Below are 22,178 nucleotides of genomic sequence, written 5' to 3' on the forward strand. Positions count from 1 at the left end.
ACTTCAAAAATCAATTTTTTGAAATATCACTACCAAAAACCTGCTTTAAGTCTAATTCATTTTTTGTAACATTAAATACCATTTAAAAACTGATAAAAAAAAGCTGCCCTCTTTTAGGACAGCTTCCTTTTCATTTTGTATTCAATAATGTGTTCTTCGGGAATAAAGGGTTTTACTTTGTCTAAACCCATGAGCTCAATGGCTTTTTGCACGAGCATCTCTTCGGTGTATTCGTTGATGTTTCGCACAAATTTTCTTTCGAGAATGTATCGAGCACTCCGCAGAATTTCAGCCAAAGGAACCATGCCCACGAGCTCTGATCCCTTAAGTTCGACACCATGGCGACGAGCCAGGGTTTCGGTGAGCATATACACCTCGCCCATTCCATTAACTTTTATATCAACTAGGTTAAAGGATACCTGTGATAGATTGAACTCAGGGATGTACCACCCAATTGCCTTTACGCTTTTGAGCAGTCCGGGTACTCTTACGTAGCCACCACCAGGTGCCGGAACGATTTTTCCCAGTTCGCGAATTTCGTAGGCGATTTCGTTGGCTATTTTATCGTCCTTGTCGAGCAAATTCACATTATATGCGACCAAAATTCCACGAGTGCCAATCACTGTGACGCCAAATTTTGTAATAGCATCAGGATTTACTGTGCCGAAATCGGGTTTCCAATCGCGTTGCTTGAGTTTTTCTTGTAGGCCCTCGTATTCCCCTTTGCGAATGTTTGCGAGGTTAGAGCGCATGTTGCTGCGGGCATTTTTCTCGTAGAAATATCCGGCTATACCCAAATCATTACCTACTCTGTGCGCAAATTCAGCTACACGCGGAATTAGTTCGGCATCTGTAATTCCCTGCCAAGCCACAAAGGGGCAAACATCTACTGCACCGATGCGCGGATGAGAGCCTTTGTGTTTCGACATGTCGATCAATTCGAAAGCTTTTATGTACATGCGATAGGCAGCTTCGAAAACGGCATCAGGCGGAGCCATAAAGGTGTAAACAGTTCGATTGGCTGATATACCACTGTCGATGTTCAGCAACATTACACCGGGTACAGATGTTATCGCTTCGGCGATTGCTTGAATTACAGCCTGGTTACGGCCTTCACTTACATTGGGTACGCATTCTACGAGGGGTGTAGTCATCAGAAGTCAGCTTTGTTTGATTTCAATGCTTTTGATAACTTCAAGTACGATCTGAGCCAGAAATTTTCCGGCAGCCATCTTTTCAATGGGTGTGGCAGCGAGTTCAGGTGCGGCTTCTGAAAGGTGCAAGTATTTGATTTGCAGTAGAGAAGCCGCTTTTTTAATCAAAGAACGCATCATTTCAGGCGAAAAACCACAGGGATTGTAGGCGCTGGCTGGATAACCCGTAACAGCGTCCAGGTCAACTTCCAGACCGCAAGGCTCAATACTGAAGTTTTCTAAGGCTCTGTCCATCATGTTTAGCCATTCACTGCGCTTCACTGAGAGGAGATCGTCGTATGAGGTATAGGTGATGGCTTCGTTAGACTTAATGGTTTGAAAAATGTGGTCGTTATTAAACTCTGTTTGGAGCCCGAAAATGTGGTAGTATTTGATCAATTGTTCTTCTACGGCATAGCTGAATCCATTGCCTGAGTGGCGACCTTCCATAGCTCTGAGGTCAGCGTGCATATCGAAGTTCATAACAGCCATAGGCTTTGAAAGAGCACTTGAAAAACCTTTTATGATCGGATAGGCATTGTTGTGTCCACCACCGATGGCTATGAGGATTTTTCCATGCGAAGCAATTAGCTCAACCAGTTCTGCTACAATCGAGTCGATTTCGGCTGTTAATTCGCGCAGTTTTTGAAGATCTGCTTCAGAGTGGGGCGAAAGCGCTGAAGCAGCTGACATCAGGTCATTCAGATTTAGTGCCCCGGCTATTGCAATGTTTCGGCCGCTGAAAAGTTGATTGCTTTGCATGTTCAATAAGGCGGGCAGGAAGTATCTCCAGGCACTTTCAGCGCCTGGACGGCCGAAATTTGCTCGTATACCGATGTCTTCGGGAATTCCGAGTACTATGTATTTTACCTGCTCGTTTTGAAGAATTTCATAAAATTCATTTTCGTTTTGAGGTACTAAACATACTTGACCAATACGTGTTTCACCGGTCCTTCGAATGAGTTGAGCTGAAATAACTTCATCGCTCACATACGAGAGGCGTTCCATTACAGCTGCATCAGTCCACTTTTCCATTGAGTACGGTTTTATAGATAAGATTACTTGAAAAATAATAAGGTATTTGACTTAAATCGTCGATGAATTCGGTGATTAAAAAGGAAGCAACCTTGCCTCGCTCTATGCTGCCATGCGTATTGCCTATTTCCATGGCATAAGCACCATTAAGCGTAGCAGCAGCTAGTGCTTCTTCGGGCAGTATTTTCATTTTAATACAGGCCAAAGCCATGACGAAATTCATGTTGCCCGACGGACAGCTGCCCGGGTTGAAATCAGAGGCGAGAGCTATGGCTACATTTTTCTCAATCATGCTCCTTGCATCGGGGTAGGGGAGGCCTAAAAAAAAGGCTGTGCCTGGCAACAAGGTGGCAATGGTGTTGCTTTTAGAGAGAAGATCGAATTCTTCACTTCCGGCGCGCTCTAAGTGATCTACGCTCACAGCTCCGTGAGCCACGCCCACTTGTACGCCACCCGAGAAGTCGAGCTCATTGGCGTGAATTTTCGCTTTCAAGCCATATTTATCAGCTGCTTCAAGGATTCGGGATGTTTCTTCTACGGTAAAAAAGCCTTTATCGCAAAAAACATCCACATAATCAGCAAGACCGCTGTCGGCTATTACGGGAAGCATTTCTTCAATGATGTAGTTTACGTATCCCGTCTGATTGCCTTTAAATTCTGGAGGTACAGCATGTGCACCAAGAAAAGTGGATTTGATCGTTACATCTGATAGCTCACTGAGCCTTCTGATGACGGTCAGCATCTTGAGCTCTGAGGCCAAATCGAGTCCGTAGCCACTTTTTATCTCAACGGCCACAGTACCCGTTTTCACCATTGATTCAAGCCGCATTAAGGCACCATCGAGCAGTTCAGATTCGTCCATTTCGCGAAGGGCTAAAGCAGAGTGGATAATTCCTCCGCCTTTGGCGGCAATTTGCTCGTAGGTAAGCCCCTTAATTTTATCGACAAATTCTTCGTGGCGCGACTTTGCGAAGACGATGTGGGTATGACTATCGCAGTACCCCGGCAATATGCTTCTGCCTTGACAATCGACCACCCGAGCTCCGGACTCTATGGGAGGCAATTTTTCCATTGAGCCAAAATCGGCTATGATGTCATCTTCTATTTTCAGGTATGCGTTTTCAAGTGATGCCAGGGCATGTAATTCCTTGCCCCTGAGTGGGCGATAAATGCCATCTGTAATTCCGTAAATTTTTCTAATGTTTGTCAAATAGTAGATGGCCATCGCATTTGAATTTACAGGCGAAGTTATCCACGATTTTTAATTGACATATCAAGCTTTTACTAATTCTCTATTTAAAGGTATTTTGGAGAGAGAATTTTGAATTAAAAACCCTTTTAGTTCTGAATAAGAGATACGTAGAAAGACCTCCAGATGTCTTTGATATTTTCGATACGAAGGTGATCGGCGTGTTTTCTGGCTTTTTGCTCTAGGTGTTCGAGGTATTGAGGTTTGTTCCAAAGCGATTGAATAGTATTGGCTAAATCGTCCGAATTGCCAGAGGTTTGAAGCTCGGGTAATCCTGAGGCTTCCGTTAGGCAGGGCGAAGGACCGGTGATGCAGACTCTACCGGCTGCAGCTGCTTCAAGAGGTGGTAATCCAAAGCCTTCGGCGACAGATGGATATACTACTATGTGCGCATGATGATACCATGCAGCCAGTTCTTTAGAATCTTTTGGAGTTGCTCTGTAAAGAAGTTGTTTTTTGATAAGCCGTTCGATGATAGGCAATACGTTTTTGCTATACGATTTTTTTATACGTCCAATTAATACGATAGGAAGATTTAGGAGTTCAATGGCTTGGAGCAGTGCAAGGGTATTTTTACGAGGCTCTACTGTACCTACCGACAGAATAAACTTTTTAAATGGTGGATTAATCAGCTCTTTGAAGGTTTCAGCTTTGTAAAAATCAGGGTGAACTGGTTGATAGATTACCTCACACTTTGCCTGATTAATTTGGTAGGCATTCGAAAGTTCGTTTAATGTTTGATGACTGATGCATACTACTTTATCGGCAGCTTCGAGGGCCTTTTGCAATTTATAGTCATGCATTCGGCGGTCGAAGGCCGAGTATTCCCAAGGACGCGTTTTAAACAACACGTCGTGAACAGTCACCACTTTTTTTCCGCTAAAAAGCCCAATATCTTCGGGTAGTTCGGCTGATAAACCATGAAAAATCTGGGCTTTGTATTGCTCAGCTATTCGTCCTAATCGAGTGCGCCTCCACAGTGCGGGTATTAACTGCCATACATGCTCTGGTTGTAGTATTTGAATTTTAGGGTTGTTTAATCGCTGATCTAAGATGTTAACCTTTGGCGTGAGTGCCAGGATTTGGCTGACTTCGTCAAGGGCAGCAACCATAAAGAGGTGATTGCGCGCATACGATCCCAGTCCTGTAGCATTTTGATAGGCGCGTTTGGCGTCGAAAGCGAGTATCATTGTGCAATGATACAACCTTCTATCGCCATTGCATTTATGTATTGTTTGCCGATAGTTGTCCGGTAATTAGCATCAGTTGTAGATACGAAACCAGGCTGTTTAAATAGGCCTCTTCTTTCCTGATTTTTGAATTGAGCAAGGAAGTTTGAGCATTTCGAAATTCAAGGTCGCTGATTTTGCCCATACGGTATTGAGACTCGGCTATAGAGGTTTGATCTTCGACTGTTTGTTGATTTTTAAGTTCGAGCTGATATATAGCATAATTTGAAGCAAGCTGTTGATAGGTGTTTTCAAACAGTTCAATAAGCTCGAGTTCAAGATTTTTAGCTTGTAATTCGGCATTTTCGCTTTCCAAAAGAGCTGCTTTGCGTCTGTTGCGATCTATCATGCCGTTAAACAAATTCCATCGAAGCATCAGGCCTGCATTGGTGCCATTAGAGGCCAGCGATTTTAAAACGCCAATTTCGTTTTGCTGTCGGTTTAAGTTGTACTCACCAAAAACGCCAATATGTGGCATAAAATCAGCCAACTGTTCTTTCTGTCTAGATTCAGATATGAGTTTTCGCAGACGTATGCTCTGCAAGGCAGTGTTTTGAGTTTTGAGTTTTGCGAGCCATTCTTCTTTTGAGGGGATTTCGATGTCGGGCAAAGCGACGTTTACAAAGTTTTCTGCAGGAATATTTTCTCCCGTCAGCCGCTCTAATCTGGCTTTTAAGCGTTTTAAAATCAGGAGCTCATTTAAGTAAGCTGAACTGTCTTGATTAAAATCTCGCTGTGCCTGCAGATATTCAAAAGAAGATATTTTTCCGGCAGTGTATTTGGCTAAGGCTAAATCACGACGATTTTGACTAATTTTCAGGTTGTTTTCGGTATGGTTAAGGATACTTTTTTGTAAGACTATAGAGTAATAAGCAGTAAAAAGGTCAAACATGACAGATTCAATGGCTTCTTTTACGTCGTTTTGGGCGATGAGTTCCTGAAGTCTCAATTCATTTTTTAAGGCAAACATTCTCAATCCGTCGAAAATCATCCACTCTAAACGTACGTTAGTTGAAAACCCACGGCTTTTGGCATTTGTGGCAGAATTTTTCTGGCCGGAGAAAAATTCCAAATCTGTATTTTGAATACTTTGATTAGCTCCCGAGGTCACGTCGAGTCTGGGAAGCATGCCGGCTTGTCCTATAGAGTTTTGTAAATCAGCAATTTTTAAATTATTTCGGGCTATCTGAATGGTAGGGTGGTGCGTTAGCGCTTTATTTATCAAAGAACTGAGTAAAGTATCTTGTCCTGAAACGCCTTTAAAAAGCAAAAAAGTAAATAAAAGTAATTGATTTTTAAGTAGTTTCATGTTTTTTGCGTCGGGTGAGAATCAGGTAGAGCGAAGGAATGATAAATAAGGTAAGCAAGAGGGAAAAGAGCAAGCCTCCAATCACGACGATGCCCATAGGCACGCGTGATGTTGCTCCTCCACCGAGGGCAAAAGCTATGGGAACAGCACCCAAAATCGTTGCCAGCGAAGTCATTAAAATTGGGCGCATGCGCTGAACCGAGGCCTCGAGCACGGCCCGCTTCAGCGCCATGCCTTCGTCGCGCTTTTGATTAGCAAATTCCACGATGAGAATGCCATTTTTCGTTACAATACCGATCAGTACAATGATGCCTATTTGGCTGAAAATGTTTAGGGTATGGCCTGTAAGATAAAGGGAGAGCACTGCACCGGCCAAAGCCAGAGGTACAGTGAGCATGATGATTAGGGGATCTCTAAAACTTTCAAATTGAGCTGCCAAGACTAGATAAACGAGCAGTAGGGCAAATATGAAGGCGAAATTTAAGCTGCCGCTAGAGTCTTCGAATTCTTTAGACGGCCCCGCCAGGGAGTAAGAAAAAGTATCGTCGAGCACTTCGCGGCTGATGCGCTTCATTTCTTCGATGCCTTGTCCAAGTGATACCCCTTTAGCGGGGTTGGCCGATACGGTGGCCGATACATATCGGTTGTATCTATACAAAATGGGTGGAGCTGCATTTTCGCGGTATTCAATCACATTTGATAAAGGGATTAATTCTCCTCTTTTGTTTCTTACAAATACTTTTTCAAAATCCGACGGTTCGTCTCGGTAGAGCCTGTCGGCCTGACCAATGACTTGGTATTGTTTGTTATTCATTAAAAAGTATCCGAAACGCTGCCCAGTGAACATGAGCTGAAGGCTCTGTGCCACATCGGCTACTGAGATGCCGAGTGTAGCTGCCCGCTCGCGATTGATGGTAATATTCATCTCGGGCTTATTGAACTTCAGATTGACATCTACGAATTGAAACTTGCCAGAAGCATTTGCCATTTCGATGAATTTCGGCAAGGCTTCTTTTAGCTTTTCGAAATTGGGAGCTTGAATGACGAACTGCACCGGCAGGTTGGTGAATCTGTTGCCGCCAATGGTTTGGTCTTGAGCCACAAATGCACGAGAAAAATTGTATTTCTGCAAGAGAGCACTCAGTTCATCTGCTAATTGTTGTTGGCTCTTTTTGCGTTCTTTGGGGTCCTTGAGCATCAAACGTACAAAACCACTGTTCACTGATACGGAAGCACCAAAACCCGGTGAGGTCACACAGAGCAAATGTTCTTTCTCGGGCAAAGTATCCGTCAGCTCGATTAATTCCGTCATGTAGTCAAACATAGCTTCGTACGAAGTACCCTCCGGCGCAGTAGCTACAATGCGCAGTCGGCTTTTATCTTCTAACGGAGCGAGCTCGGTGGGTACTTTACGGCCGGCTAAGATGGTGATGACCACCGTTGCGACTACACCTGCAATGGAAATGGCTGGCTTATCGAGAAATTTGGAAAGTAAATATTGATATCTTCGATTAAGCATTAAAAAGAATGCCTCAGACTTTTTGAAAAAGGCGGTTTCGTTTTGCCGCTTTTTCAGCAGTCGAGCGCTAAGCATGGGGGTGAGGGTGAGTGAAACAAAGGTGGAGATAATTACAGCCCCTGAAACTACAATGGCGAATTCTCGAAACAGTTTACCAGTTAGGCCTTGAAGAAAAACAATGGGCAGAAATACTGCCACCAGTGTAACGGTGGTGGATAGAATGGCAAAGAATATCTCAGAAGCTCCTTTGTGGGCCGCTTTTATAGGTTTAACGCCTTTTTCAATCTTTGAATAGATGTTTTCCATCATTACAATCGCGTCGTCCACCACCAGACCAGTGGCGAGTACTATACCCAACAGGGTAAGTATATTAATTGTGTAATCGAAAATGTAGATGACGAAGAAGGTGCCCACCAGTGAAATGGGTATGGCAATAATCGGGATAAGGGTGGTGCGCCAGTTTCGCAAAAACAGATAAATGATTAAAACTACCAATAGAAAGGCAATAATGATGGTGTTTTGCACCTCTTCGATGGCCTTTCGCACGGGTACTGTACTATCGAGCGCTATACCTAGGACGAGGTCGTCAGGCAATTCTTTCTTTATTTTTTCAACTTTTTCATATACTCTGTCTGCCAGCTCTATCACGTTTACGCCGGGTTGAGGTGTGATGGCTACGCCGATCATAGGCTGCCCGCCGTTGCCGCGCAAAAGTGAGCGCTCGTTTTCAGGCCGGAGCTCTGCTACACCAATATCGCTGAATCGTATGATGCGGCTGTTTCTTTCTGTAATGATGAGATTATTAAAATCCTCCACCGACGAGAGGCGGCCCAGCGTTTTTACAGACAGTTCGGTGCGAAAGCCCTCGACCCGACCAGCAGGTATCTCTACATTTTCGCGGTTTAACGCCTGCTGAATGTCTTGTGGGGTGAGGTTGTAATAGGCCATTTTGAGTGGGTCGAGCGTTAACTTCATCGAGTATCGCTTTTCGCCCCATATGTTGATTTCACTAACTCCCGGAATATTCTGCAGGCGCTCTTTGAAGATATTAATCCCTATATCTGTGAGCTCCAGCAAGTTACGTTGATCACTCTGGACAGTAATTGAGATTACGGGATCGGCATTTGCATCTGATTTTACTACTACCGGTGGGTCGCAGTCGGCCGGCAAACGCCGGATGGCGCGAGAAACTCGGTCGCGCACATCGTTAGCTGCGTCTTCCAGCGATACATCCAGGTCAAACTCTACACTTATGGTGCTTCGGCCGTCGCTGCTCGTCGATGTGATCGACTTGATACCCGAAATTCCGTTGATAGATTCTTCAAGCGGATCTGTAATCTGTGACTCTATTACTTCTGCATTAGCTCCGGGATAGTTGGTCGTAACAGTTACTACCGGGGGATCGACTGAAGGAAGTTCTCTTACGCCTAAAAAGGTATAACTAATTACCCCAAATAGTATGATGACCAGCGACATCACAGTGGCTAATACTGGTCTATCAATACTGATAGAGGCTAATGACTTTGACTTTTTACTCATGGATGCGCTTACAAGGCATTTTGAAGAGAAACCGGTTTCGAAGGCACTACAGGCATGCCGGGTCTTATTTGCAAAAGTCCGGAAGCTATCACGGTATCACCTGGCTGAAGGCCATCGACCACCTCTACAAATACAGGATTCCGCTGACTTATTTCCACTGGTTTGGGTTTCACTAAGCCGCTGTCGATGGTGTACACGATCAATTTACCGAGCTGAGGAACAATGCATTCAGCCGGAATCTTGAGGGCATTTCCATTGTTTTTCAGTTTTATTGTGGCTTTTACAAACGTTCCGGGAGTCAGTTTGCGTTCGCTATTGGCTATTTTGGCTCGCACCTTACTTGATCTGAGTATTTTGTCAATTACTGGCTCTACTGCATAAACAGAAGCCATTAGAGCATCAGGATGAAACTGACTTCTAATTTCTACTTCATCACCAGGGCTCACATATCCGCTGTAGCGCTCAGGCAGGTCGATTTCTACCTTCAGCAGATTGGTTTGCCAAAGCTTAACCAGAACTTGCTGAGGATTGACAAAAGTGCCAGGACTAAAGTTTCTCACACCCGTGATTCCGTCGAAGGGCGCTCTAATGGTGTGTTTGTTTACCACAGCACGTGCTGCAGATAGATCGGCTTTTAACTGCTGGTATTTACTCTTCGCAGTTTCGTATTCTTCAGCCGAAACTCCACCTTGTTTGTAGAGAGCTTCAGTGCGATAGAAGTGTTTTTCAGCCAGTTCCAACTGGGCTTCAAGCGATAGCATACGCGCCGTGGCCTCTTCAGCGTCGAGTTTTACTAGTATATCTCCTTTTTTTACTGGTTTACCTTCATCGAAGTGAATGGTCAGAACTTTAGCAGCTACCTCAGCTGTGATATCAACCCACTCAAAAGGCAAGACTTCAGCATTTGTGACAAAGGTTTCTTCAGCCATCTGAGGGGCAGCAATGTAGTAATCAACCTGTACGATGGGTTTTTTAGTCGGCGTATCCTCTGTACTTGTGTTTTTACATCCCGATGAGAATAGAAAAAATCCAATTAAGGAGAAAGTTAACTGGACTCTCATATTCAAAACCCACAAATTACTTCGCATAATCGAGCTTTTTGCGAGTTTTCTCTTGTTTGTAGTTTATTTTGATAGAGACTTTGGGTTCTTTTTCAATGTTTTCAATCATCTTGCTGAGCACTTTGTAAAAAATTTCGCGTTCAGATTCATCTATGCCCTCAAAACAAATATTGTTTAAGGCCATGTACGCTTTTTTGATCTCCGGAATCACCTTCATTCCTTTAGGTGTAAGGTACAAATACATGGAACGGCGGTCTTCAGGATTTACCTCTCTGCGCACATAGCCCACCTTGCAGAAGTGGTCAACCACTCTAAAGGTAGTTACTTTATCTGTTTGAAGTTTATCGGCGAGTTGTTGCTGGGTAATTTCCGGTTGATGATCGTGGATGGTGAGTAGAGTGTAGTAGTATCGATCGATTTCGAGATGCTTGAGTTTTTTAGATACTGCCCCTATATATTGTTTGGTAAGGTAGGCAAAATACACGGCCATCGGCTGATTTGGATCGATTTTCATAGTTTTGGGAATTAGAGTTTATTACTAAAATAGTTTCGATATTAATGATGCAAATTTAAATGAATGTTGATACAAATAAAACGAGCAAAATTTATTTGCAGTGAATTTCAAGACGTTGATATTATTAGTAAAGTGTTAAAATTTACAGTTTCAGAATTTATTGCACGATCAGCTTTTTATACAACAACGTATTGGGGAATTAATCTTACATTTTTTCAAAAGTAAAAAGTGAAATGAATTTTTGTAATAATTCTGTTTTATTTGATTAAAGCATCATAAATAACTTGTTGAATGCGCGTGCGGTAAGCATTTTTTAGTAGTTTTTCGTTTGAAGCATCTGGATAAATGCGATTTGATAGAAAAATGTAAACAATTTTTTCTGAAGGATCGGCCCATGCGAGGGTACCGGTAAAACCGGAATGTCCGAAGCTTTCAAACGAAAGACAGCCACAGGTGGGTCCTTGTCCTGAAAGTTGAGGTTTATCGAAGCCTATGCCTCTTCTGTTTCCTTCAGCGCAGTATTGACAGCGGATAAATTCTGCAATAACCAGGGAATCAAAAATCTGCGATTGCGCATAGCGGCCATTGTTTACATACAGTTGCATCAGTTTAGCCAGGTCAAAGGCATTGCCAAAAAGGCCGGCGTGGCCACTGATGCCGCCGAGCATTGCTGCTCCCTGGTCGTGCACATAGCCGTGAACGAGTTGGTTTCTAAAGGTCTGATCATTCTCTGTGGGTGCAATTTCGCTTTTGGGAAATTTCTTAAGAGGGTTGAAAACAAGTGAATTAGCGCCTATTTTTGAATAAACATTGGCATATAGCCACTGATCTAAAGGTTGATTTAGTTGATTTTCAATAACTTCCTTTAACAAGTAATATCCTAAATCGCTGTAAACATATTTGCCAAATTCGCCAAGGGGCGACTCGAGTATGCGTTTTCGGATGGTATCTCGATAATTCTTGTGAATGTAGAGGCTATCGGCTACTTGAAATGGATATTCGAGCGAGTGTGTTTTGGAGTAAATGCCTGGTTTATAACCTGTTTTGGTAAGGGTTGATTGGTAGAAGGGAATCCATGCCTGTAAGCCGGCTCTATGTGTGAGGATGTCGCGTATGATGAGATGTTCTTTATTGGTTCCTCTGGCCGATGGATAGTAGTGTCCAAGCCGCATATCGAGGTCGAGCATTCCGTTCTCCACCAAGTGCATAATGGCCGGAACAGAGGCTGCTATCTTGGTGATGGAGGCAAGGTCATAGATGTGATGCAGCTGTACAGCAGCAGACTCAGCCGCATAGGTCTGTTTTCCAAAGGCTTTGTGATAAACCACCTTACCATCGCGAGCCACCAGAATCTGACAGCCGGGATAGGCACCTTGAGCTATCCCATCTTGAGCGATTTTGTCTATGTTTAATAGAATTTGCTGATTAAACCCGGCAAGGTTAGGTGTAGCAAAGCCAAGCACTGGAAATGAAGGTGTTTTAATGCCGTAACCAGCTGGAAAATCAGGTAGTATGCTCACCGGCAGTTGGCCCTGGAAGGAGCTGTGTCCAAAAAGGGTATTTATCAGGGCTAAGCTCGTTTCTCGATAGTTTTGATAGCTCACTACTGTGGCGGCTGTATAACGCACTTCGTCGACGTTCATTAGGTCATAAGGGTTGCCCAGATGTATGAGCACTACTTTGGTTTGCAAACTGGCAAGGTTAATCAGTTTTTTAAAGCTTTCGGAATAGCGAAATCGCACCCAGGGGGAGTGGCTAACCGGTGAAACAATGAGGAATAAGTAATCGTGTTGCCATAAATTGTTCAGGATCTCAAGCATTCGGGTGCTGTCAAAATCAATATGTGTGGTAGGTACATAAATTTTAAGGAGGTTAAGTAGGAGGGAATCTGTTTTACCCAGACTAACGGCCATCACTGAATTGGGATATGGAGGCAGAATCGGGAGCGTACGATTTTGATTTACAAGAAGGGTTAATGACTTCTCAGCTATCCGAAATCGGATGTTTTCGGTTTCATTGGTTGTGAGCTCTTTTTCTAGTTGATCTGTTTCAATGGGTTTGAGCTGATGAAGTCCCATCCAGTATTTGGCTTGAAGAATTTTCCTGACTTTATAATTCAGTTGCTCGTGGGTTAATTTTCCATCTTCAAGAGCTTTTTTCACAGCAGTTATTCCCCCTAATACATCTTCAGACATGAGCACTACATCGGCACCAGCAGCTAATGCCAATACATCGATGTGTTCTTCGGTTTTAAAGGTTGAAGCGCCTTTCATGTTGAGCGCATCGGTAAAGATGATACCATCGAACTTTAACTCTTTTACCAGTAAGTCGGTACTGACTTTTTCAGAGAGTGAGGTCGGTGTGCCAGAGCTGTCTATCGAGGGTACGTTGAGATGCGCTATCATCACAGAGCCAACGCCGGCATCAAAAAGGACTTTAAAAGGCTTAAGTTCTACTTGTTGGAGTCTTTGCAAGGGATGTTCTACAGTAGGCAGTGTGAGGTGTGAATCTTCTTTTGTGTCTCCATGCCCCGGAAAGTGTTTGGCACAAGCCAGTACGCGTAACCTCTGTTGGCCATTGGTATACGCTTTTGCCATTTGACTTACAAGATCGGGATCTTCTCCAAAAGAGCGCGCATTGATGATGGGATTTTTGGGATTGGTGTTGATGTCAACAACAGGGCCAAAGTTGATGTGAACACCCAAACGCCGGCATTGTCGGGCAATCTCACGGCCTACTTCGAAAGCCAGCATTGTATCGTAGGTAGCACCAATGGTCATTGCCCAGGGAAGATTTTCAATAGTTTTCAGGCGCATGGCTAGCCCCCATTCGGCATCCATAGCGATCATCAGTGGAATTTTTGCTATTGATTGAAGAGTATTTGTCATTTCAGCTTGCTTTAGAGCAGTTCCCTGAAAGAAAATTAATCCGCCGATATGGTGCTTTTCGACTAGCTTTTTTAGTTCGCGCATGTGCTTTTCGTCGCGATTGCTGTAGGCTGCTACCATGTAGAGCTGACCAATTTTTTGCTCCAGCGTCATGGTTTTCAGCACGCTATCAGCCCAGCGCTGGTCTTCGTACCAAAAGACCGCTTGGGGCTGCTGAGCAAGAAGCCACTGTACGGAAAGAATCAGAAAAAAAAACGTTTGTTTCATATCAGGTACTCACCTCGAGGTATTCAAAAAAACTAAGAAAATGCTGAACTATTGCTTAGGGTTAAAAAAAGATATCAAGAATGTGAATTTGATCAGAACGTTCGATTGTTAACTCTTTTGGTTTACTTTATTTTTTTGATTACCAAATACATATCTGGTAAAATGTGATATTTATTGGCCGGTATATCTTCCCAGGGCAGCACTTGAAATTTTTGTTTGGCTGATATTTCGGCTGAAAGTTCTTTTTCAACAAAGGCCATTCGCTGACGCATAAGCGTTTCGTTATCAGCTTTGATGTAAAAAGTGTATTGAAGTGACTTGCTCTTTTCGATGTCGGCAGCTATGAGTTTTAAATTGAATCGAGAGGCGGGAGGCATGTTGTTTTTTGCTGGAAAAAAGCGGATGTCAGGCAATTCAAACGTCCATTCGGTCACCGGCTTAAAGTCGGTTACCTCTACTTGCTCACCGCTATCATTTAAGATAAAGGCTTCAATACGGCGGTTTTTCATGCGGGTTTCTTCGTTAGTCTCTTTTTCGACTGGTCGACGATTGCCAAATCCTTTGTATTGCAGTCTTTGGGCATCTACTCCATTCGATATTAAAAATTGTGTAATGTAGCGCGCACGTGCCTCTGAGAGGCGATGATCGTTGTTGCAACACACATGACCTTGAATTTCTGTTCGAATGCCTTTGCGCTGCAGCAGTACGAGGAGCAGCTCATTCATCACATCGAGTGAGTACCAATGCGGAACGATTTGATTGGCGATGAAGTGTAGATTTGGCAACACGTACTTTTGGCCTGTCTCAAAGGGGAGATCGGCGATTCTTTCTTCAGTTTTACCAGGTGAGGCATCTACAAACTCTGCAATTATTTCACAACGGCGGTTTTTGGCTTTGCCTTCTTCCGTGGCATTGCTGTATTTGGGTTTGGTGCGGCCATAGTATTTTATGGTGATGTCGTTGAGCTCAAAGCCCTTGCTGAGCAGGTAAAGACGCGTGTTTTCTGCTCTACGTCGCGAAAGGTCGAGGTTGTACTCGTCGTTTCCCAGGGAGTCGCAATGGCCAATAAGTTCTACTGCCACTAGTCGCAGTCGGTCTTTGCCAAAAAGCCATTCGTCGATCTGGTTGCGGGCTTCGCGTGTGAGCTTATCTGAATCGTAAATGAAGTAAATTTCAAATTCCCTGATTTCAACGTTTTGTGCTTCTATTGACCATAGAAATAAGTAAAAGAGAGAAAATGTGACTAGTTTTCGAAAAATCATTAATCGCCGTGACTTTTATTTGTGGTATGATTTTTTGTAAAAACACTGCAAAATAAACGAAAATGCACTACCGACTATTCAAAAATCTTACATTACTACTGCTTCTAATGGCTGCAAGTAGCCTTCGCGCACAGACCAAAGTGCAGTGGTACAAGTTTAGCGAAGTTCAAAAACTACAGAAAAAACAGCAAAAGCCCATTTTTGTGGACGTGTACACCAATTGGTGTGGACCCTGTAAGATGCTCGATGCTCAGACCTTTGGCGATGCTCGTGTAGCTGAATATTTGAACAAACACTTTTACCCGGTCAAGTTTAATGCGGAAGGAAACGACACCATCGTCTTTCAGGGCAAGGTGTATATCAATGAAAATTACGATCCCTCGAGAGCGTATTCGCGTAATGCCACTCATCCCTTTGCTGGATATTTTGCAGTACAGGGCGGGGGACTGGCCTACCCTACGACGGCGTATATGGATGCTGATCTGAAGCATCTGGTTCAGCCCATACAAGGCTTCCTAACGCCTCAATACATTGAGCCTATTCTCAAGTACTTTGGTTCTAAAGCGTACCTGAATAAAAGTTTTGAAGATTTTATGAAAGACTTCAAACCGGAATGGAACTAAAAAAAGCCGCTCTTTTCGGGCGGCTTTTTTGTTTTTAAAGCATTGAAATTCAATCAATATCTCTCGCGGACGGAGAAGAAGAAGTTTGCTTCGATTTGAGCGTTTTCGTCGCTGTCGCTGCCGTGAATGGCATTGGCAGCTATGCTTTTTGCAAACATCTTTCGGATGGTGCCTTCTTCGGCTTTTGCTGGATCGGTAGCACCTATGAGTTTTCTGAAATCTTCTACGGCATTTTCTTTCTCAAGGATGGCTGCTACGATGGGTCCAGAGGTCATGTATTCCACAAGTTCGCCAAAGAAGGGGCGCTCGCGATGAATGGCGTAAAATTTTTCGGCGTCGGCTTTTGAGAGCAAAGTTTTTTTCATGGCCACGATGCGGAAGCCTGCACCTTCAATTCTGTTTAGGATTGCTCCGGTGTTGCCATCGGCCACAGCATCGGGCTTAATCATTGTAAATGTGATATTTCCTTTCATTTCAGTAGATTTTCGGGCAAAAGTATAAACGTGTTTACCTGAGGAGTGCGACTCAAGAGGGCATAAAGTGTTAGAAATACGCAAAATCTAAGGGCAACTGGTCGAATGTGGATGATATTTTCACTCATCCCCGCATCCTCCCTCTCTATTGCCTGCTGTAATCAAGTGAGGGGTGACTCCCGCAGAACTCGCAGATGGGCACTGAAAAGTTTGAGTTTTAGTCTTAGATAAAGTTAATGATTGACGAGCGGCTGGTGGCTACTGCTGCGTGAGGGATACGGCGGGCGCGCGACAGCGCGGTGCGAAGGTGAAGCGTAGCTGAGCCGAAGCACGGAAGCGAAGCGTACCCCAGAGTAGCCCGACCCGAACGACTGAGCGCAGCGAGGGAAGTGAGGGGCACGCCCAAAGAAAAAAAAAAAAAAAAAGTGCTTATTGATGGGAAGAGGTAGTAAAAATAAAAAAAACCCGAGCTAATTTTTTAGACTCGGGCTTGACAGCTAGCAAATTAAACTATTAAAAAATGTGGCCAAAGCCAAAGAAGAACTGGCTGCCTTCGCGGCTGATGCCGTAATCGAGCCTCATGATAGTGGATTGATTCCAATTGATGCGGCCACCAATACCTGGGGCTCCAACCCACTTCTGAAAGCTCAACTGGCGTGGAGCGTCGAAGACGGAGCCGAAATCGTAAAAGGGTGTAAGGCCAATGGAGAAGTGCTGCTTACCGATCGTAAAATCATAAAATCGGGTGCGCAGTTCGAGATTGACAAGAGTGACAGTGGGCGCCAAAAATCGGGCCTCGCGAAAACCGCGTATGGAACGCCCTCCGCCAAGTACAAGTATGCCTCCGGCCTCGGCTTGTGAGCTGAGATCCCACATTTCGATAAAGTTGATGCGGCTGCCGAAAATGTGACCGAATGCAGCTAATCCAGCAAAGGTGATGCGATTCTTATCACGACGCCATCGATGCAGCGTGGCGATGTACTGCGCCTGGAGCATAAACTTATTGAAACTGAAGTAGGAGCCAAACCAGCGGTCAGAATACTCGTGAGAGTACTGTAAAAAGACACCTTTAGAGGGATCAGGCTCGAAGTCGCGGGTGTCGTAAATGAGAGCCCATGCAATCATGGAGGTGAATCGGTAGGATTCGTCGCCAGTAAAACCGGTGAGATTGAAACGCTGCCAGGTACCATCAGCTATTTGCTTGTCTATAAGGGTAGGGTTGTGTTTAGCTTCAACGATGTGTCCGTCGGCAGTGGGCACTTTGAAGCGTTGGCCTTGATAGGAGGAAAATGACGTAAAAAGGGCTTCGTATCCAAACATCAGGCGGAGTTTGCCTCCCATCAGTACACGTTCGCCCAACAGATTGTAGAGCTGCTCGCGCTGTATCATGCTGTTGTAATTGATGTCAGTGTAGTAGTTGCCATCGCTGCTGAGCTCAGCAAGTTCGAGATTCCTTTCATAATCGCTTACCTTGTGGAATTCGCGATCCTGACCGGTGCGCTTGTCGCGAAAGGTCAGCGGCTTGAGGTACGCGCGCCCAATCCCCCAATATTGGGCATTAGGGTCTTCCCAAAGCACAGCATCAGCTCTCCATCGCCACTTAGAGTTAAAAAGATAAGGAGCATCGTAGTTGAGGGCGTAGCGCACGCGCCCATTTTGAAAAATGAAGAATTCGGCATTCAGCCGGTGGCGATAGGGGGTATATTCAAAAAACGGATCGTTTTTCGTACTGTTCCAAAACAAAAAGGCATTACCGCCAATTCCAAAACCTCGAATGGGATCAAATTCAAAGCGCGGAACACCGGTCATAAAAAAGCCTTCTTTTTTGTCTTCGAGTTCTGCGTCCGGGATTTTTTTACTGGGATCGATATAAAAAGGCAATTGATCTTCTGTAGGCTCAGTAACGGTGACTTGTTGAGCAAAACCAAACGTGCTGAAAAGTGCAGTAAACAGAAAGGTGTATTTACATTTCATAGAACTCTGATTTAAAAAGTATTATTCATATGGTACATGTTACAGGCGAAAAAAGGCTGTGGCAACGCCGAAATAGATTAGTAAACCAGTTATATCGACTACTGTGGTGATGGCCGGACTGGCTGCTACGGCTGGATCGCCACCAAAACGGCGCACTACTAGCGGCAAGGCTGCCCCAATAATGGTGGCTGATATTACTTGTAATGAAAGAGCCAGGGATATGACAAATGCAATGACAGAGAGGGAGTACTGTGCAGGTATTTCGGTCTCCCAACTCAGGAAAAGAACTTTGGCAAAAGCCAATACGCCAAGACAAATGGCCAATAGAGTTGATACTTTGGTTTCCTTCCAGATTACCTTTAGCCAGTCTTTAAAGGTAAGTTGACCTAATGCCAAGGCTCTCACCACTACGGTAGCTGCTTGGCTGCCGGCATTACCGCCGGTATCGGCCATCATAGGCATGTAGAGTGCCAGTATTAGTAGCTTTTCAATGGCGTTTTCGTAACTGTGGATAATCATGCCTGATATGATGCCCAGGGCTGCCAACGAAATTACCCACACCGCCCGGCGTTTGAAGTGCTCCCAACTGCTGGTACCGAGGTAGTCAAATTCTTTGTTGGCTTCCACAATTCCCATAAACTTCTGCATGTCTTCGGTATGCTCTGCGAGTATTACGTCTATGGCTTCTTCGTGTGTCACAATTCCTACCAATTGGTCTTTGTGATTGATGATGGGCAGAGCCACGAGGTCGTATTTTTCGATTTTGGCGGCTATCACCTCGCGATCATCGGTTACACGGCCAAATACAAATTCGGTGTGCATAGCATCTTGTACCAGGGTATGAGGAGAGGCCATAATCAGATCCTTAAGCGTAATAAAACCTATCAACTTCATTTCGTCGTCCACTACATAGCAGTAGTAGATGGTCTTTTTCGAAGGTGCATCTAGACGGATTTTATCAATGGCTTCGGCACAGATCATATCAGCATGCACAGTGGCAAAGTCGGTGCTCATGATGCCACCGGCCGTTTCAGGCGGGTAAGCTGAGAGGTGTATCACATCTTCGCGCGTCTTTTTGCTGAGGTAGGGGAGGAGTTCTGCCTGGTCATGTAGTGTGAGGTGCTGAAAGAGGTCGGCACGCGTATCAGATGGCATATGCTCGAAGATCTCTGCAAAACGCTTGCGCGAAGTGGTTTTAAAGAGATCAATTTGTTTGGCAATGTTGAATTCAGATACAATGAGCCCCTGCTGCGCGAGGGTAAAGTAATCGAGTATGCTCAGCAGATAGCTCTCATCCACTTGGTCGAGTATTTCGGCCACCTCTACCACAGGCATCTTTTTGAGCAAGGGGATGAGATCGATGATTTGATCGACCGTGTCAAAGTCTTTTACCAAAGTTTTCAGATCCATCAGCGTCAGTTTTTTTATGTATGTTAACGATCTAGACTTCGTGAAGCGAATCTGCTTTCCATTCCACCTCTGTCACACCGTACTCAAGGGTAAGCTGGCCGGCGAGCTGTTCGATATTGGTATGGTGATTCCCATTGGCTACAATCAGCGCCTCCATAGCTGCCATGCTCGGGCTCGCATCGGCACTGCTAAGGGAGCGCAGTTTTAAGTGATGATCTTTTTTTACAAAGTTCACAATGCGCACGCGCACGATGTTTTCTACATGCTCTTTGCACTTGATGAAGATGGTGTACAGAAAGACGCCCGAATTTTGTTTTTGAGTCGGATAGCGATTAATCCAACGACCTATGGACCGAAATACGTTGTCCGTAAGCGTAATGGTGAGAGCCGTAATAGCGGCATAGAAATACATACTCGTACCAGCCAGAGCTCCAACTGCTGCCGAACACCAAATGGTAGCCGCTGTATTTAGACCCTGTACATTCAATCCATCTCTGAGAATCAACCCACCGCCAAAAAAGCCAATACCCGTCACTATCTGGCCAATGATGCGCGTAGCATCGCCCATATACAGGCGATCATTTGACGAAGTAATGGCTTTCGAAATCAGTGTGTAGGTAGCTGAACCTGCCGCTAAAAGTGTATTTGTGCGCAGGCCGGCACTCTTCTGGCTCCACTGTCGCACCATACCGATCAAAGCTCCCAGCAAAACAGCCGTCAGCATACGGGTGAGAAAATTCCAAACAGTCATCACGCATCGATTTGGGGTTAGACAGTAAATTGAAATTGAGTCAGTTGCATGAATCCGTTGCAAAAGTACCAGGCCTTTGCACACAAGACTATTAGAAAACGATTAGAAAAGTATTAGAAAAGCATTAGAAACACAGAAGCCGGTATACAATTGTTTAAACCAGAAATTTTGCTCAAAAAAAGTATTTAAAGTTACGCTGTTTTACAGTAAATCATTGATTTTAAAAAAATCCAAAAGAGAGTACACACAAATCCTCTTTGATTTCAATCCTGTACACGATGTTGGTGGCATAATCTTTCCACTTTAATTCTCCAATTTTTACGAATTTACTGTCGAGCATTTTGATGTTGTTGTTAATTTCACTGAGCGGCTCTAAGATCAACACGAGAAAACATACATCATCATTGGCTATTCTTTTAAAACCAAAAATTTTAAATTGCTTGTAAACTCCGCTCGCTTTTGTTCTCATATAATTTTCGTAGCGAAATAGGAATAACCCTCATCCGTCACACCTGAGATAAAATCTGTTCCGTATTCACGGATGATTTCACTTTTAGTTTTGAGCAGTTGGGCCTGGATGGCAGTGCTCAAAAGGATAGCGATAAGCAAAGCAAGTGTTCTCATAGCTTCCTGGTTTTACATGTTATTTTTTTTTCTTTGCCTGGGGGGCCATGCTGCTAAAAGAAGTTTATCATTGAAGGTAATACGTGGTGAATAAGAGACCATTCAATACAAGTAATAGATACAAGGCATAAGGAGGCTCTACAGTACAGGTTTACCATTACAGGCAAAGCTTAAAAACCTTGTTTTAGTGGTACAGACGATCCCTGCGGGATGTCTGCATCCATTCATGCTGCTGCTCACAATTGTTCGCCGGCATTCATGGAAAGTTACAGAGTGATGACTCTCTTAGGAGACACAAATACTTAGCCTGGATAGTCTTAATTCTTGTTTTAGTGGTGCAGACGATCCCTGCGGGATGTCTGCATCCATTCATGCTGCTGCTCACAATTGTTCGCCGGCATTCATGGAAAGTTACAGAGTGATATGTCTAACAAGGAAAAAAAAGAATTAGACTATAAAAGGTCTTAATCCTTGTTTTAGTGGTGCAGACGATCCCTGCGGGATGTCTGCATCCATTCATGCTACTGCTCACAATTGTTCGCCGGCATTCATGGAAAGTTACAGAGTGATATGTCTAACAAGGAAAAAAAAGAATTAGACTATAAAAGGTCTTAATCCTTGTTTTAGTGGTGCAGACGATCCCTGCGGGATGTCTGCATCCATTCATGCTACTGCTCACAATTGTTCGCCGGCATTCATGGAAAGTTACAGAGTGATATGTCTAACAAGGAAAAAAAAGAATTAGACTATAAAAGGTCTTAATCCTTGTTTTAGTGGTGCAGACGATCCCTGCGGGATGTCTGCATCCATTCATGCTGCTGCTCACAATTGTTCGCCGGCATTCATGGAAAGTTACAGAGTGATATGTCTAACAAGGAAAAAAAAGAATTAGACTATAAAAGGTCTTAATCCTTGTTTTAGTGGTGCAGACGATCCCTGCGGGATGTCTGCATCCATTCATGCTGCTGCTCACAATTGTTCGCCGGCATTCATGGAAAGTTACAGAGTGATATGTCTAACAAGGAAAAAAAAGAATTAGACTATAAAAGGTCTTAATCCTTGTTTTAGTGGTGCAGACGATCCCTGCGGGATGTCTGCATCCATTCATGCTACTGCTCACAATTGTTCGCCGGCATTCATGGAAAGTTACAGAGTGATATGTCTAACAAGGAAAAAAAAGAATTAGACTATAAAAGGTCTTAATCCTTGTTTTAGTGGTGCAGACGATCCCTGCGGGATGTCTGCATCCATTCATGCT

At 44.1% G+C, this 22,178-nt stretch carries 17 protein-coding genes; 1 reads left to right on the plus strand and 16 read right to left on the minus strand.

Annotated features, from left to right (window positions below):
• Positions 1 to 113: 113 nt before the first annotated feature.
• From ftcD to EIP89_RS10960, 10 genes are all read right to left on the minus strand, one after another.
• On the minus strand, positions 114 to 1,154 hold the full coding sequence (ftcD, locus tag EIP89_RS10915) for a glutamate formimidoyltransferase (protein WP_124398721.1): 1,041 nt from the start codon (positions 1,152 to 1,154) through the stop codon (positions 114 to 116).
• Positions 1,155 to 1,160: 6 nt separating this feature from the next.
• Entirely contained in the window at positions 1,161 to 2,228 is a 1,068-nt protein-coding gene (locus EIP89_RS10920; protein WP_124398722.1) for a formimidoylglutamase, read from the minus strand.
• A complete protein-coding gene (hutI, locus tag EIP89_RS10925) occupies positions 2,212 to 3,453 on the minus strand; it encodes an imidazolonepropionase (protein WP_124398723.1) in 1,242 nt (413 codons plus the stop codon). The genes EIP89_RS10920 and hutI overlap by 17 nt, the downstream gene beginning before the upstream one ends.
• 113 nt (positions 3,454 to 3,566) lie before the next feature.
• Complete coding sequence (locus EIP89_RS10930; RefSeq protein ID WP_124398724.1) at positions 3,567 to 4,667, minus strand: glycosyltransferase family 4 protein; 1,101 nt, start codon at positions 4,665 to 4,667, stop codon at positions 3,567 to 3,569.
• Between the two features lie 34 nt (positions 4,668 to 4,701).
• Positions 4,702 to 6,015, minus strand: coding sequence for a TolC family protein (locus EIP89_RS10935; protein WP_124398725.1), 1,314 nt, complete (start codon positions 6,013 to 6,015; stop codon positions 4,702 to 4,704).
• Positions 6,002 to 9,073: an efflux RND transporter permease subunit gene (locus tag EIP89_RS10940; protein ID WP_124398726.1), complete on the minus strand. Its 3,072-nt coding sequence runs from the start codon at positions 9,071 to 9,073 to the stop codon at positions 6,002 to 6,004. The genes EIP89_RS10935 and EIP89_RS10940 overlap by 14 nt, the downstream gene beginning before the upstream one ends.
• An 8-nt stretch (positions 9,074 to 9,081) precedes the next feature.
• Positions 9,082 to 10,134, minus strand: coding sequence for an efflux RND transporter periplasmic adaptor subunit (locus tag EIP89_RS10945; RefSeq protein ID WP_160160595.1), 1,053 nt, complete (start codon positions 10,132 to 10,134; stop codon positions 9,082 to 9,084).
• Between the two features lie 16 nt (positions 10,135 to 10,150).
• Positions 10,151 to 10,648 (minus strand): MarR family winged helix-turn-helix transcriptional regulator, encoded by a 498-nt coding sequence (locus EIP89_RS10950; protein ID WP_124398728.1) that lies wholly within the window; start codon positions 10,646 to 10,648, stop codon positions 10,151 to 10,153.
• 257 nt (positions 10,649 to 10,905) lie between these two features.
• Positions 10,906 to 13,803 carry a serine hydrolase domain-containing protein gene (locus EIP89_RS10955; RefSeq protein WP_124398729.1) on the minus strand — a complete coding sequence of 966 codons (2,898 nt, stop codon included), beginning with the start codon at positions 13,801 to 13,803 and terminating at the stop codon, positions 10,906 to 10,908.
• Positions 13,804 to 13,925: 122 nt separating this feature from the next.
• A complete protein-coding gene (locus tag EIP89_RS10960) occupies positions 13,926 to 15,065 on the minus strand; it encodes an OmpA family protein (RefSeq protein ID WP_124398730.1) in 1,140 nt (379 codons plus the stop codon).
• A gap of 62 nt (positions 15,066 to 15,127) precedes the next feature.
• Between EIP89_RS10960 and EIP89_RS10965 the strand changes: the two genes are divergently transcribed.
• Positions 15,128 to 15,688: a thioredoxin family protein gene (locus EIP89_RS10965; RefSeq protein WP_124398731.1), complete on the plus strand. Its 561-nt coding sequence runs from the start codon at positions 15,128 to 15,130 to the stop codon at positions 15,686 to 15,688.
• Positions 15,689 to 15,741: 53 nt separating this feature from the next.
• Here the strand turns inward: EIP89_RS10965 and EIP89_RS10970 are convergent, their stop codons facing one another.
• The 6 genes from EIP89_RS10970 to EIP89_RS11525 form a co-directional block, all read right to left on the minus strand.
• Entirely contained in the window at positions 15,742 to 16,161 is a 420-nt protein-coding gene (locus tag EIP89_RS10970; RefSeq protein WP_124398732.1) for a nucleoside-diphosphate kinase, read from the minus strand.
• Positions 16,162 to 16,674: 513 nt separating this feature from the next.
• Positions 16,675 to 18,135 carry an Omp85 family outer membrane protein gene (gene omp85 / locus EIP89_RS10975; protein ID WP_124398733.1) on the minus strand — a complete coding sequence of 487 codons (1,461 nt, stop codon included), beginning with the start codon at positions 18,133 to 18,135 and terminating at the stop codon, positions 16,675 to 16,677.
• A gap of 39 nt (positions 18,136 to 18,174) precedes the next feature.
• Positions 18,175 to 19,545: a magnesium transporter gene (mgtE, locus tag EIP89_RS10980; protein ID WP_124398734.1), complete on the minus strand. Its 1,371-nt coding sequence runs from the start codon at positions 19,543 to 19,545 to the stop codon at positions 18,175 to 18,177.
• 31 nt (positions 19,546 to 19,576) lie between these two features.
• Positions 19,577 to 20,296: an MgtC/SapB family protein gene (locus tag EIP89_RS10985; RefSeq protein WP_124398735.1), complete on the minus strand. Its 720-nt coding sequence runs from the start codon at positions 20,294 to 20,296 to the stop codon at positions 19,577 to 19,579.
• Positions 20,297 to 20,516: 220 nt separating this feature from the next.
• A complete protein-coding gene (locus EIP89_RS10990; RefSeq protein WP_124398736.1) occupies positions 20,517 to 20,765 on the minus strand; it encodes a hypothetical protein in 249 nt (82 codons plus the stop codon).
• A complete protein-coding gene (locus EIP89_RS11525; RefSeq protein ID WP_160160596.1) occupies positions 20,762 to 20,920 on the minus strand; it encodes a hypothetical protein in 159 nt (52 codons plus the stop codon). Before EIP89_RS11525 ends, EIP89_RS10990 begins: the two co-directional genes overlap by 4 nt.
• Positions 20,921 to 22,178: the final 1,258 nt, after the last annotated feature.

This window comes from Thermaurantimonas aggregans (assembly GCF_003851885.1).
Lineage (GTDB): Bacteria > Bacteroidota > Bacteroidia > Flavobacteriales > Schleiferiaceae > Thermaurantimonas > Thermaurantimonas aggregans.